Annotated in this window: 11 protein-coding genes, 1 tRNA gene and 1 pseudogene; 5 read left to right on the plus strand and 8 right to left on the minus strand. The window is 57.9% G+C overall.

The features are described from left to right. Nucleotides 1-72: 72 nt before the first annotated feature. The gene (locus tag PMI16_RS09775) at nucleotides 73-1044 is read right to left on the minus strand and encodes a GGDEF domain-containing protein (protein WP_157212589.1); all 972 of its coding nucleotides are present in this window, start codon (nucleotides 1042-1044) and stop codon (nucleotides 73-75) included. Between PMI16_RS09775 and PMI16_RS25830 the strand changes: the two genes are divergently transcribed. Beyond that, nucleotides 1039-1365 (plus strand): hypothetical protein, encoded by a 327-nt coding sequence (locus tag PMI16_RS25830; RefSeq protein WP_157212590.1) that lies wholly within the window; start codon nucleotides 1039-1041, stop codon nucleotides 1363-1365. The genes PMI16_RS09775 and PMI16_RS25830 overlap by 6 nt on opposite strands. Nucleotides 1366-1431: 66 nt before the next feature. On the opposite strand, the gene arfB is transcribed toward PMI16_RS25830, so the two are convergent. After that, entirely contained in the window at nucleotides 1432-1854 is a 423-nt protein-coding gene (arfB, locus tag PMI16_RS09780; RefSeq protein WP_007879021.1) for an alternative ribosome rescue aminoacyl-tRNA hydrolase ArfB, read from the minus strand. Nucleotides 1855-2191: 337 nt separating this feature from the next. Between arfB and mqo the strand changes: the two genes are divergently transcribed. After that, on the plus strand, nucleotides 2192-3835 hold the full coding sequence (gene mqo, locus PMI16_RS09785) for a malate dehydrogenase (quinone) (protein WP_007879023.1): 1644 nt from the start codon (nucleotides 2192-2194) through the stop codon (nucleotides 3833-3835). Between the two features lie 90 nt (nucleotides 3836-3925). Here mqo and PMI16_RS09790 read toward each other — a convergent pair whose 3' ends face one another. Both PMI16_RS09790 and PMI16_RS09795 read right to left on the minus strand, forming a co-directional pair. After that, a complete protein-coding gene (locus tag PMI16_RS09790) occupies nucleotides 3926-5194 on the minus strand; it encodes an alginate lyase family protein (protein WP_202801649.1) in 1269 nt (422 codons plus the stop codon). A gap of 118 nt (nucleotides 5195-5312) precedes the next feature. Then, nucleotides 5313-5975 (minus strand): annotated as a pseudogene (locus PMI16_RS09795) (dihydrofolate reductase family protein). A gap of 821 nt (nucleotides 5976-6796) precedes the next feature. Here PMI16_RS09795 and PMI16_RS09800 point away from each other — a divergent pair. The 3 genes from PMI16_RS09800 to trmB all read left to right on the plus strand — a co-directional run bounded on the left by PMI16_RS09800 (nucleotide 6797) and on the right by trmB (nucleotide 8600). After that, on the plus strand, nucleotides 6797-7600 hold the full coding sequence (locus PMI16_RS09800; protein ID WP_007879026.1) for a hypothetical protein: 804 nt from the start codon (nucleotides 6797-6799) through the stop codon (nucleotides 7598-7600). Between the two features lie 92 nt (nucleotides 7601-7692). Beyond that, nucleotides 7693-7766: transfer RNA gene (locus tag PMI16_RS09805), tRNA-Gly, on the plus strand. Nucleotides 7767-7880: 114 nt separating this feature from the next. Next, nucleotides 7881-8600 carry a tRNA (guanosine(46)-N7)-methyltransferase TrmB gene (trmB, locus tag PMI16_RS09810; RefSeq protein ID WP_007879027.1) on the plus strand — a complete coding sequence of 240 codons (720 nt, stop codon included), beginning with the start codon at nucleotides 7881-7883 and terminating at the stop codon, nucleotides 8598-8600. A 173-nt stretch (nucleotides 8601-8773) separates the two neighbouring features. On the opposite strand, the gene PMI16_RS09815 is transcribed toward trmB, so the two are convergent. The 4 genes from PMI16_RS09815 to PMI16_RS09830 all read right to left on the minus strand — a co-directional run bounded on the left by PMI16_RS09815 (nucleotide 8774) and on the right by PMI16_RS09830 (nucleotide 14078). After that, nucleotides 8774-10348, minus strand: coding sequence for a methyl-accepting chemotaxis protein (locus PMI16_RS09815; RefSeq protein WP_007879028.1), 1575 nt, complete (start codon nucleotides 10346-10348; stop codon nucleotides 8774-8776). Nucleotides 10349-10478: 130 nt separating this feature from the next. Then, a complete protein-coding gene (recQ, locus tag PMI16_RS09820) occupies nucleotides 10479-12323 on the minus strand; it encodes a DNA helicase RecQ (protein ID WP_007879032.1) in 1845 nt (614 codons plus the stop codon). Next, nucleotides 12324-13196 (minus strand): undecaprenyl-diphosphate phosphatase, encoded by an 873-nt coding sequence (locus PMI16_RS09825; protein WP_007879033.1) that lies wholly within the window; start codon nucleotides 13194-13196, stop codon nucleotides 12324-12326. It lies immediately after the preceding gene. 33 nt (nucleotides 13197-13229) lie between these two features. After that, the gene (locus PMI16_RS09830) at nucleotides 13230-14078 is read right to left on the minus strand and encodes an undecaprenyl-diphosphate phosphatase (RefSeq protein WP_007879034.1); all 849 of its coding nucleotides are present in this window, start codon (nucleotides 14076-14078) and stop codon (nucleotides 13230-13232) included. Nucleotides 14079-14094: the final 16 nt, after the last annotated feature.

A 14094-nucleotide genomic window follows, 5' to 3' on the forward strand; every position in this document is an offset into this window, starting at 1 on the left:
CATCTGTTGTATTTTTTTATCTTTTTAAAACCAAGCTGCGCATGCGATATTTCTCTCGATACTGCCTCGATATCAGGAAGTGATGCCGGTATCTTGAGAAACGGCGTCGCTGTGCGATTGCTTTTTTTCCGGCGGACCGCTTAAACAGGAAATACGATTCCGTCCCTCTGCCTTGGCCACCTGCAACGCGCTGCCGGCACGTTGCAAGAGGTCCTCCATTTTCTTGTCGCCGTGTTCACTGACTGCGACGCCAACGCTGATGGTGAAGGGCGGCAGATTATCGCTTTTATTCTCGGCCATGCCGCGACGCAGTTTTTCGGCGATGATCATCGCTCCGTGCAGATTCATGACAGGCAGCGCCAACGCAAATTCTTCGCCGCCGACGCGGCTGATGATGTCCGTGTCGCGCAATATGCGCGCCGCCAATTCGCCGAAGCGGCGCAGCACGGCATCGCCGACAGCGCGTCCATGCTTGTCATTGATTTGTTGGAACTGATCGATATCGCAGACCGCCATCGATAAGGGTTTTGCGGTGCGGCGCGCCAGCCGGAATTCGCGGTTGGCATATTCGTTGAAGTGGCGCTGATTGGCGAGCCCGGTGAGAGGATCGCGGGTGGCCATCTCGTAGAGATGCGCATTGTAACGCCGGATTTTCGTGACCATGGGACGGAAAATCAGCATCGCTTCCAGCGCTAGCGCAATGAGCAGCGCTATCAGCAAAAACTGTTGCGCCTTGCGTGCCTGTTCAATGCGGATATCGGCCTGCTCGGCGAACAAAGCAGCCGCACGATCGAGCGCAGGCAACAGCAGATCGCGAGAATGGTGTTGCAGCGCCCGATAGGCCTCGTTGCCGGCGTTCATATTGGTCGCGCCGATGAAACGGCGAGCGTCGTCCAGAAAACTGCGGACTTCGGCATCGAGCGGAGAGCTGCCGACAAAATACAGCTCATGTTCTGCCGCAGTGAGCTGGCGGGCCACCGCGGGATCGCCTTTGCCGCTGAGGATATCCTGCGACCGCTCCATCTGGGTGACGGCATCTTGCAAGGCCTCGCTGGTGGACGTATCGCCGACATACAGATCAGTGCTGAGCAGCGCAATGCGTTGCGACAGCATGCGCTGCTGTTCGACGATATGAATGCGCTGTGCAGTACTGCGTTGATCAATGACGATATTGTCGAGCAGAAAATACGCTGCCAGGAACAAAAGCGCCATCACTGCCACGCCGCCGGCATAGGCAATGGCCATACGGATGGCGTTGATCTTTCTGTCGGGCAAGCTGGTCCCTGTTGTTTTGGTTTCTTTGACCGCACGTATCATCGTAGTGCTTTCTGTGATTGGAACGCGGCATGCACAATGCATACCTGAGCGACGATATTATGACATCAGTACCGCGGACGAACACAGCGGCAAAGTGGCTCGGTCAGGTTTGCATCAATCACGCACTTTCCCCCGCATCGATTTGATCTCGCCGCGCTGTGTCTTGGTCTGCAGCCGCTTGCGCTGCGAACTGCGTGTGGGACGAGTCGGCCTGCGCAGTACCGGCACCCGGGCGACAAGCGCCAACATTTCCTGCAAACGCTGCAAGGCGTCCGCCTTGTTTTTTTCCTGGCTGCGGTACGCCTGGGCCTTGATAATGACCACCCCCTCCTTGCTGATGCGATGATCCCGCAATGCCAGCAGGCGCTGCTTCACATCGTCCGGCAAGGACGAAGCGCGAATATCGAAACGCAGGTGTATCGCGCTCGATACCTTGTTGACGTTCTGCCCGCCCGCGCCTTGTGCGCGGATGGCAGTGAGTTCGACTTCTTCGTCGGCAATGTAGAGTGTAAGAATGGCAGCGGCCCGGCGTGGCAAATCGCTATTCTAATGGCCGGCGCGATAAGGGCAAAGGACATGCAAACAGGTGTTTGCCATGGCCCGCTTCTTTTCATCATACGGGTGGTTGTTTCTGAGGTTGGACATTGCCGGGCGCGTTGCCGGCATGGCCCCGGCATCGTTTGTTTTTACTTGACAGAGCCGTTCATGAGCCGATTTCCCGCGTCAGAAACGTTTGCCCTTAACCCGGTATAATCCCTACCCAACGCGGGTGTAGCTCAGGGGCGTAGCGGCCTCGGAGACTGACGAAGAGCAGTCCGGATGACAGGGGCTTACATAGAGTACTGATGTCATTTTAGTGAACGTGGATTAGATCATGTTGAAAAAGTCTTGCCTGGCACTGCTGGGTTTTGTGTTGTCGTTGTCGTTGTCGCTCGTGCCTTCGCATGCCGCCGAAGTCAAAAAAGTGGATGTCCTGCTCGTCGGCGGGGGCATCATGAGTGCGACCCTCGGGGTCTGGCTCAATGAACTGGAGCCGGGCTGGTCGATGGAAATGGTCGAGCGGCTCGATGGTGTCGCCCAGGAAAGCTCGAACGGCTGGAACAACGCAGGCACCGGGCATTCCGCCCTGGCCGAGCTGAACTACACGCCGGAAAACAAGGATGGCAAGGTCGAGATCGTCAAGGCCATCGAAATCAACGAAGCGTTTCAGATTTCGCGTCAATTCTGGTCCTGGCAGGTCAGGAACAATGTCCTGAAAAATCCGCGCTCCTTCATCAACTCCACGCCGCACATGAGCTTTGTGTGGGGCGACGACAATATCAAATACCTGAAGAAGCGCTACGAGGCGCTGCAAGCCAGCCCGCTGTTCAGGGGCATGCAATATTCGGAAGACCCGGAACAGATCAAGAAGTGGGTGCCGTTGATGATGGAAGGCCGCGCCGCCAACCAGAAGGTCGCCGCCACCTGGACGCCGATCGGCACCGACGTGAACTTTGGCGAAATCACGAACCAGTTCGTCACCTATCTGAAAGCGAAGCCGAATTTTTCCCTGAAGCTGTCCAGCGAAGTGCAAGACATCACGCGCAATGCGGATGGCACCTGGCGTATCGGCTATAAGAACCTGAAGGACGGCACCAGCACGCAGACCGATGCCAAGTTCGTGTTCATCGGCGCCGGCGGCGGCGCCTTGCGCCTGCTGCAAAAGTCGGGCATTCCCGAAGCGAATGATTATGCCGGCTTCCCGGTGGGCGGCTCCTTCCTCGTCACCGACAATCCGGCCATCGCCGAGCGCCATCTGGCCAAGGCTTACGGCAAGGCCTCGGTTGGCGCTCCGCCGATGTCGGTTCCTCATCTGGATACCCGCGTCCTGGACGGCAAGCGCGTGATTCTGTTTGGGCCCTTTGCAACCTTCTCCACCAAGTTCCTGAAGGAAGGCTCGCACCTTGATTTGTTCTCGAGCATGACCACGCACAATATCTGGCCCATGATGCAGGTCGGCGTCGAACAGTATCCGCTGGTTGAATACCTGGCCGGCCAGCTCATGCTGTCCGACGACGATCGCTTCAACGCCTTGAAGGAGTATTTCCCTGATGCGAAAAAAGAAGACTGGCGCCTGTGGCAAGCCGGCCAGCGCGTGCAGATCATCAAGCGCGACGAAAAGAAGGGCGGCGAGCTGAGACTGGGCACTGAGGTCGTGGCATCCAGGGACGGCAGCATCGCCGGCTTGCTGGGCGCTTCTCCGGGCGCATCGACGGCCGCGCCCATCATGCTCAACGTGCTTGAGAAAGTATTCAAGGACAAGCTTGCGACGCCGGCCTGGCAGAGCAAGATTCGCCAGATCGTGCCGAGCTACGGCACCCGACTCAACGACAACCCTGACCGGGTATATCAGGAATGGCTGTATACCAGTCAGATCCTGCAGTTGACGCCCCCTCCGGCGATCGACCGGACGGTGGTGCCGCAGGCGCCTCAAGGCGATCAGAGCAAGAACAAACCAAAGGCCGATCTGGCGCTGTAACTAGCAGTCCCGCTACATGAAAAACGCCAGGCTTCCGATGAAGCCTGGCGTTTTTTTATCGGTGCCCAACAACGGTGGTCATGCTCATATCTATTTCAACGTGTAAGTCAGCGTTCCGTAGCCCAACTGATCGAAGCCGCCGCTATTCGAACCGTAATTGCCGCCACCGCCCTCCGGACGCACTTTTTCGACGAACATTTGTGTATAGGGCGCTTTCAATCTCTTGAGAATCACATAGTGGTTGTAAAGCAGTTCCCAGATCGGGCGGATGTCGCCGCGACCGTTACTGGAAATGACATCCTGGGTCACGTCGCTGTTGCGGTAAATCACGTAAGGTACGTCATTGCCGAGATTGTATTTGGCGACGTATTCGATACCACGCAGCAAGCGGTTGTCCTGATAGCCGAACAGATCGTCGCCCTGATTCCAGGCCATCTGACAGAATGCGCCTGCCAGCGCCAGGTCAAGCGTGCTGTGCCCCTGATCGCGCCCGCTTTCCTGGATTTGTCCCAGTCCATCCGGATAAAGCTGCCATACCAGATGTTCGATAGCGCCATTCCCCTGGCCGTGCTTGAAATAGTCGACCGCCTCATTGTAGATATCGCGCCGGTCGGTCAGTATGCCGATGGCGATCATCGAACTCATGTTGGCAAGATCCCAATTGGCCCAATAGTGATCTATCTTTGCGCCGTTGTGCCGCACCAGAAAATCGTGATTCATCGGATAGAACACATTGAGCATCATCGTTTTGAAATGCCGGAAATCCTGCTCCGGCCATTTCTTGTAGGCGCGCAGGATTTCTGCGGCATTGGCGAACTGATAGCCGTAAATGCCGGATGCCAGGAATTTATCCGAACTTCCATTGATTTCGGTCAACGTGACGGACCATGCATCCAAGATGGCGACCGCCTTGTCGGCATAAGCATCGTCGCTGCTGATCTTCCAGCGCAAAGCAAGCGCATAGGCTGCGGCGGCATCGTTGAATAGCGTGCCGTAATTTTCAGGATGACCGGCACCGTCTTTGCCACGGTACACCACGTTGGCAGGACGAGGCTGCCACTTCAGCGAGGCATGCGGATTGTTGATCAGCATATTCCATCCGTCCAGCCAAGGCTGCGCACCTTGATCGACCTTGGCTTTCATGCGATCGAAATCGGCCTGGGCATGCAAGGCACCCGGGTGGACGAAGGACTCGGCTCTTGCAACGGCGGTGCCCAGGGCAATCATCAGTGCTGCGACAGCAAGACGGCGAATGTTTCTGGATGACAGGGTCATTGGTGTAACCTTCAGACAGGATGAGATAGAACGAAATGGGCCGTCCCCCCCCCCGGCAACCTCCCTGCATAACGGTCCAATCATGAATACGTTGACCGTGCTCTCATCGTTCTGAATCTTGCGGACTCACGCGACCACCTACCGACTCTCCGTCTATCTGATGCTTGTTAAAGCCAACAGGGACGTCGGTCTTCAACGGTGGTCAGGCGTCTGTATGTCCTTGTCGCCGCAGGACGACATGCGTGGCTTTCTCCGACGCCACGAATTCCACGCATTCGTATCCCGGAGCCCGCAAGTCAACGCCTTCGAACAACGGCTCTCCGCGGCCGAGCAGGACCGGCGCGATGGCAATGTGCAGCTCATCAATGAGGCCCTCGCGGAGATACTGCCGGATTGTGTCCGGCCCGCCGCCGATCCGCACGTCCAATCCGGCAGCGGCCGCGCGCGCACGGTCGAGCGCCTCACGAATGCCTCCTGTTATGAAGTGGAACGTCGTGCCGCCTTCCATCTCAATCGTGGGACGAGCATAATGGGTCAAGATGAAAACCGGAACGTGATACGGCGGATTGTCTCCCCACCAGCCTTTCCAGTTTGTGTCCGGCCAGTCCCCGCGATTGGGATCGAACATGTTCCTTCCAAGAATCCAGGCCCCGACATTTTGAAAGCCGCGAGCAGCGAAACCATCGTCAACCCCGGTCGTACCCTCATCCTTGCCGAACAAGGCCCGCTGGAACGTGCGTGTCGGGACCAGCCACTAGTGCAGTTCCATCCCGCCAACGCCAAGCGGATTGCTGATGCCCTGATTCGGAGCTGCTCCGTATCCGTCGAGCGAGACGGTGAAGCAATCAACGCGAACTCGTGTCATCGTTTTCCTCCGTTCAGAAGCCTTGCTTCTATTTGTGCAGATGAAAAAAATTCTGTGCAACTGGCGCGCCGTGTCCGTCCAACCTGACCGGATGCGCCCTTAAAACCGCATGTCTGCCAGCCGTCTCTCATTTGGCAGCTGAGTGTTGTTTTGCCTATTAATCAGCTCCGCTTTTGCGTATTTGGACGATCCGCAGTCCAGACCCGGCCAATCGCAATAATAGCCTTGAATCAAGGCTACCATGACGTAAAAAATCGAACTGGAATACAGCTCAATTCCAGCTTCAATGAGGGCATTAAATGAGAGTAGTGTCGGAATGGGATTTGACGGCAGACCTGATCGGGCAACTGAAGAGCAACATTAGCGTTAGCTGCTGAAAGTACGGTCATAGATCGATCGTCGTAAGCTTGGGAAGCTTCTGCTCTACCATTGAGCTACACCCGCGTTGGGTAGGGATTATACCGGGTTACGGGTGGTTATTTCTGACGTTGGAAATTGCTGGGGGCGTTACTGGTGCGACTGCCTTGATTGGTTTATTGGCGAGAAATAATTAATGCCCGCCTGCAATTAGCATTGATGAGTAATAAATTGCGATATGTATTGGTAATACTCAAGTAGCAGTATAAAAATATGAAAGAAAACGAAAATGTTACTTCCGCGTCGGGATATTCGCTGACAGCCCATCCATTCGGTCGGGTATGCGTAGAAAAATAACACTAGGCTTTATCATTGAACAATCTCCTTGACGGGATCTTACATTTTCGAAAATACTTAGCTAATAGTCGCGTGAAACAACAAATAGAAACTCACTAGGGGAAGCGATGCTAAAAATAAATCGGGTAGCAGCTGGATTGTCTTTATCTTTCTTGGCTGGCTGCACTCATATGTATCAGCCTTACTCGGCTCACCCGTTGAGTTCTCTTGAGCTAACAACCACATACGAGACGCTCAAGACCAAGACCAACACCCTCATCACAGAGCCTAAATGCTACGCACCGTTAAGCAGTGCTGACATAACCACCCTTGGTGGCATCTGCACGCAACAACGCAATTTTGCTATTTCAGCTTTAGTGATGACTTCGGCAGAGGAGTGCTTGCGCTACCGCAGGGGACTCTATGGCAATGAGGCAGCTTGGAATATTACTCTTGGTACGGCAACGAGTTTATTTGCCGGTGGTGCGGCGGTTGCTGCTAGCGCACAAGGAAAATCGATATTGGGTGCATTGGCACTATTTAGCAATTCAGAGCGTTCTCTGATTAACGAGACCATCTATAAGCAGATGCTCGTTACTGCCGTCGATAAGAAAATTGTGGAAATGCGCGATACAAAAATGCTGGCAATTCATACTTCAATGAAGAGCGACGTGAACGCGTATCCCGTCTATCAAGCATTCAGCGACGTGATCGATCTACACAATACCTGTTCATTTGTCGACGGTTTGCAAAAAGCGCTTCTGGAGGGAACACAAGGAACGTCAGCACAACGCATTACCCGTTTAAAACAGACACTGCAATCCTTGCAAGCAGAACGCGATGCGTCAACGACGAAGGATGAAGATAAGGCGGGAATTAATACCCGTATTACCGATGTGAACAAAGCGCTTGCAGAGGAAGAGAAAAAATGAATAGCCAATCAAGGCAGTCGCACCAGTAACGCCCCCAGCAATTTCCAACGTCAGAAATAACCACCCGTAACCCGGTATAATCCCTACCCAACGCGGGTGTAGCTCAATGGTAGAGCAGAAGCTTCCCAAGCTTACGACGAGGGTTCGATCCCCTTCACCCGCTCCAGGGTGCGGCTCGGGTGCAGAACAATCAAACGTTTTCCATCGCTGCCTTATTTGCATACCTTTTGCACGCCGCATAACAATTCCATCCCCCGATATTTCGCTTCACGAGTCATTCATGTCAGAAAACAAGTCCGGCAAACCGCTTTTTTACGATCCGACCGAACATCGCATCCGCAGCTTCGTCACGCGCGCAGGCCGCTTGTCGGGGGCGCAGGCGCGCGCCATCGAGGAGCTGGGGCCGCAGTTCTTGTTGCCGTATGCAAAGGAGACGCTGGATATCGATGCGGCCTTCGGACGCACGGCGCCGACGGTGTTTGAAATCGGCTTCGGCATGGGCGACACCAGCGCGAAGATTGCGGCGGACATGCCGGAGAAGAATTTCATCGGCGTGGAAGTGCATACGCCGGGCGTGGGCAGTCTGCTGAAACAGATCGGCGAGCAGGGCCTGACCAACATGCGCCTGATCCAGCACGATGCGGTGGAAGTATTGACCAACATGATTGCACCCGGCGCGCTGGCCGGCGCGCATGTGTTCTTTCCGGATCCGTGGCACAAGGCGCGTCACAACAAGCGCCGCCTGATCCAGGGGCCGCTGGTGAGCCTGCTGGCGTCGCGCATCGCGCCGGGCGGCTACCTGCATTGCGCCACCGACTGGGAAGAGTACGCGATCCAGATGCTGGAAGTGCTGGGCGCGGAGCCGACGCTGAAAAACAGCACCGACGCCGCCGAAGGTTATGCGCCGCGTCCCGATTACCGCCCTGTCACCAAGTTCGAAAACCGCGGCCTGCGCTTGGGTCACGGCGTGTGGGATCTCGTGTTCATCAAACAGCCCTGATATCTTTTTCCAACCTGTTTGCGATCTGTAGCGAAAGGCCATCAGCTGGTGGCGGACGGAGCGGAGCTCAGTTGCGCAACCCTTGGAGCGTACTCTGGTACGTGAGGATTCCGAGCAGCGCCCAAGGGTTGCCAATTCGCAGATCATGACCTCGCAGCAAGATCGCAGACAGGTTAGGCGCGCAGTTTGAACACACTCACCGCGCGCGCCAGACCGGCCGCCTGATCCTGCAGGCTTTCTGCAGCGGCGGCGGCTTCTTCCACCAGCGCGGCGTTCTGCTGCGTGACCGTGTCCATTTGCTCAACTGCGCGATTGACTTCGTCGATGCCGACGCTTTGCTCGCGGTTGGCGCGCGTGATCTCGTCCATGATGGTTGCCACCTGCGTGACCGCGCCAACGATTTCCTGCATGGTCTGGCCGGCGTTGGCGACCAGGCTGGTGCCGGCGTTGATCTTGCTGACCGAGTCGCCGATGAGTTCCTTGATTTCCTTGGCCGCGGTTGCACTGCGTTGGGCCAGCGTGCGCACTTCGGAGGCAACCACCGCAAAACCCCGGCCCTGTTCGCCGGCACGCGCCGCTTCGACGGCGGCGTTGAGGGCGAGGATGTTGGTCTGGAAGGCGATGCCGTCGATGACGCCGATGATGTCGACGATCTTGTGCGAGCTGTGCTCGATGGCGTTCATGGTATCGACCACCGCTGCGACCATCTCGCCGCCCTTGACGGCAACGCCGGAAGCATCGGCGGCGAGCTTGTTCGCTTGCTGGGTATTGTCGGCGTTCTGTCTCACGGTCGACGTGATTTCTTCCATCGATGCCGCCGTCTCTTCCAGCGAACTGGCTTGTTCTTCGGTGCGCGAGGACAAGTCCTGGTTGCCGGTGGCGATCTCGCCGGAGGCGGTGGCGATGGTGTCGGTCCCGGCGCGTACTTCACTGACGATCTTGACCAGGTTGTCGTTCATGTCCTTCAGGGCTTGCAGCAGCTGCGCGGTTTCATCCTTGCCGCTGACCACCACTTGCGAGCGCAGATCGCCGGCCGCCACCGTCTGGGCAATCGTCACGGCGATATTGAGTGGCCGCGTGATGCTGGTCACCAGCCAGAAGGTGACAATGCTGCCGAGCACCAGCGCCAGCAGGATGGACACCACCAGCGTCAGGCGCGCTTGGCGATAGTCGGATGCCGTATCCAGGGCGATTTCTTCACGGAATTTGTCGGCGGCCTTGCGCACGTCGGCGACGATGTCGTCGATCATCTGCGTCGGCACGCGGTCGGCGCCTTTGACGGCGTCATCGACACGCCCGACGCTGTCGCGGTCGTCCGGTTTGTATTCTTTCTGGAGCGCGGCGAGATAGTGGACGCCCAGGTCGGCATGCGCCTGCTGTGCATGCTTGAGCTTGTCGGTGCTCATGTTGAGCGCCGGCAGCAGGCTGCCGAGTTTGTCCAGGTTGGCCTGGGTGGCTTTGCCTTCGTCAATGAAGGCCTGGCGGTATTTGGTGAAAGACGCAATGTCCTTGCCGCGCAGCAAGGTGTTTTTCCATTCCTGCACCTGGATCTTGAACTGCACCTGAGCGCTGCGGGCAGAGTCGATCGCTTTTTCGATGATGGCGGCCTTTTGCATCGCCTGGGTGTTCTGCTCAAAGCTCTCGTTGAGCGTCATCCAGCCCCGCACGCCGACAAAAATGGTCGCCAGCAGCAACAACGCCGCCAGCAGGCCAAGACGCGTACCTATCTTCAGATCGGTCAGCTTCATATACCCCCCATGCTTGTGTTTGCGCGGAAATATAGCGTCGTACACCGACGGCCCCCTGCTGCAAGATCGGACCGAATGTATTAACAATATATCTACTTATGGCAAAGCATGATACGTACCACCGGGTATGTCACTCAGATATTTCCTGAATCAGCGCGATAATTTCCGTGCCGTAAGTTTCCAGTTTCTTTTCCCCCACACCGGTGACGCCGCGCAGGTCGTCCAGCGATGACGGCCGCGCCTTGGCGATTTCGCGCATGGTGGCGTCGTGGAAAATGACGTAGGCCGGCACGTTGTGTTTGCGCGCGGTCTCGACGCGCCACCAGCGCAGTTTGTCGAACAACGCCTGTTCTTCGGTCGACAGGTCGGTTTCGACGTAATTGGATTTGGACGAAGTGCGTTTCGGTTTGACCGGTTTCTGGTACTGGCGCAACTGGATCTTTTGTTCGCCGCGCAGGACCGGCTTCGCCTCTTCGGTCAGCTTGAGGGAGCTATAGTTTTCATGGTCGACGGTCAGCAAACCGAGCGCGATGACCTGGCGCAACACGGCGCGCCATTCGGCTTCGCCATGCTCGCTGCCGATGCCGAACACCGACAGCTGGTCGTGGTGCCATTGCTTGACCCTGTCGCCATCGATGCCTCGCAAGACGTCCAGCACATGGCCGGGCGCGAAACGCTGATCGACGCGATACACCGTGGACAGCAGCTTTTGCACCATCACCGTGCCGTCGAACGACACCGGCGGCGACAGGCAGATGTCGCAGTTTCCGCAAGCCTGCTGGCCATGCTGGCCGAAATAATCGAGCAGGCGCACGCGGCGGCAATGCAGCGTCTCGCACAGGCCGAGCATGGCGTCGAGCTTGATGCCGAGCACGCGCTTGAAGGTCTCGTCGGCTTCCGACTCGGCGATCATGCGGCGCTGCTGCACCACGTCTTGCAAGCCGTAAGCCATCCATGCATTGGCGGGCAAGCCGTCGCGGCCGGCGCGGCCGGTTTCCTGATAATAGCCTTCGATGCTCTTGGGCAGATCCAGGTGGGCGACGAAGCGCACGTCGGGCTTGTCGATGCCCATGCCGAAGGCGATGGTGGCGACCATGACGATCTTGTCTTCGCGCAGGAAGCGCGCCTGGTTGGCGGTGCGCTTGGCGTAGTCCATGCCGGCGTGGTACGGCAGCGCGTTGATGCCGCTCTGCTTGAGGAATTCGGCGGTCTCTTCGACCTTCTTGCGCGACAGGCAGTACACCACGCCGGCGTCGTCGGCATGCTCGCTCTCGATGAAATCGAGCAGCTGCTTGCGGCCGTTGGCCTTTTCGACGATCTGGTAGCGGATGTTGGGACGATCGAAGGACGACACGAACTGGCGCGCGTCTTCGAGCTGCAGGCGATGGATGATTTCTTCGCGGGTCTGCTGGTCGGCGGTCGCCGTCAGCGCGATGCGCGGCACGTTCGGAAAGCGCTCGTGCAACACCGACAGCTTGATGTATTCGGGACGGAAGTCGTGCCCCCATTGCGACACGCAGTGCGCCTCGTCGATGGCGAACAACGCGATGTGCGCCGCTTCCAGCAGCTCGAGGCAGCGCGGCGTCATCAGGCGTTCCGGCGCGACATACAAGACATCGAGATCGCCGCTGCGCACGCGCCGCTCGATCTGCATCGCTTCATCGAAGGTCTGGGTGGAATTGAGGAAGGCCGCGCGCACGCCGACTTCGGCCAACGCGTCGACCTGGTCCTGCATCAACGCGATCAGCGGCGACACCACCACGCCGACGCCGTCGCGCACCAATGCCGGTATCTGGTAGCACAGCGATTTGCCGCCGCCGGTCGGCATCAGCACCAGGGCGTCGCCGCCCTGCACCACGTGCCGGACGATGTCGCCCTGCTGACCGCGGAACGACGAATAGCCGAATACGGTTTCAAGGATGTGCAGCGCCCTGGATTGCTGCTCGTGAACTAGCTCTGACACGATCTCTGACATTTATTGCAAAAATCCCTTGCTGACCGCAACCAGCAAAAACACGCCGAGTGCGGCGCGATAAACAATGAAAGGCCAGGTCGAGAAACGCTCGAGGAATTTCATCAATCCCCAGATCGCGCAAAACGCCGACAGGCTCGCCACCACGATGCCGAACAACAGCAGCGACCATGCCTGCAGCGGGATATGCGCATGCAGCAGCACGGCCAGTTCCTTGAGGCCGGCCAGCGCAATCGCCGGCAAGCCGAGCAGGAAGGAAAAGCGCGCGGCTTCTTCCCGCTTGAAATTGAGGAACAACGCGGCGGTCAGCGTCGAGCCCGAGCGCGACACGCCCGGAATCAGCGCGCCGACCTGCGCGATGCCGACGATCAGCGCATCGCGCAAACGCATCTCATCGACGCTGCGGCGATGACGGCAAGCCAGTTCGGCAATCGCCAGCAGGATCGCCATGGCGATGCACGACCAGCCGATCACCGACAGGCTGCGCAATGGCGAGCCGCAGGCGTTCAGTACATGCGACAAGGCCAGCCCGGCGATGCCGATGGGGATGGTCGCCAGGATGATGGCGACGGCCAGGCGAAACATCGGGCTGTTGAAATCGCGCTGCTTCCATGCGGCGATGCTGCCGGTGGTGACGGCAGAGACGTCGCGCCAGAAATAACTGACCACCGCAGCCAGCGCCGCCAGTTGCATCGCCGCCGAAAACGCCGAGCCCGGGTCATGCCAGCCCAGCACCGCCGGCACGATCCGCATATGCGCCGTGGATGAGATCGGCAACAATTCAGTGATGCCCTGAACGATGCCGAGGAAACCGATCTGCAGATAATCCAGAGAAGCGAAGCCGATATCGAGACCGGCGCTGCATACATTTGCCACGATGAATTCCTTATTTACTTATTCAATCCAGACTTATTCCACCCAGGCGACCACGCCGCTGTAGGCAGTACCGAGAATCACCAGGCCGAACAGGATGCGATACCAGGCAAACACGGTGAAGTCATGCGAGCTGATGTAACGCAACAGCCAGCGCACGCACAAGAAAGCCGAGATGAAGGCCGCCACGGTGCCGATGGTGAACAGCGGCGCGTCGGCGGCGCTCAGCAAGGCGCGCTCCTTGTACAGCGAATAGATGGTGGCGGCGAACAGCGTCGGGATCGCCAGGAAGAAGGAGAACTCGGTCGCCGCCTTGCGCGACAAGCCGAACATCATGCCGCCGATGATCGTCGCGCCGGAACGGCTGGTGCCGGGGATCAGCGCAAAGGCCTGGGCGCAACCGACCTTGAAGGCGTCCAGCGGCGTCATGTCGTCGACCGAATCGATGCGCGCATAGACGGCACGGCCCTTGTTGCGACGCTCCACCCACAGGATGATCAGGCCGCCGACGATGAAGGCGATCGCCACCGGCACCGGTGCGAACAGCACGGCCTTGATCTTCTTGCTGAACAGGAAGCCCAGGATGGCCGCCGGCAGGAAGGCGATGATCAGGTTGATCACCAGGCGCTGCGCCTTGCGGTCGCTGAACAGGCCGCCGATGACCGACGCGATGCGCGCGCGGTATTCCCAGCACACGGCGAGGATGGCGCCGGCCTGGATGACGATCTCAAAGACGTCGACTTTTTCCTTCGGAAACGCCGGGCCGGCGAAATGCAGCAGGCTGCCTGCAAGAATCAGATGTCCGGTGGAAGAAATCGGTAGAAATTCGGTCAGGCCTTCCACGATGCCCATGATGAGGGCTTTGAGAGCGAGAATTGTGTCCATGCTGAGGGGATAGTGG

The organism is Herbaspirillum sp. CF444 (assembly GCF_000282135.1).
GTDB lineage: Bacteria > Pseudomonadota > Gammaproteobacteria > Burkholderiales > Burkholderiaceae_D > Herbaspirillum.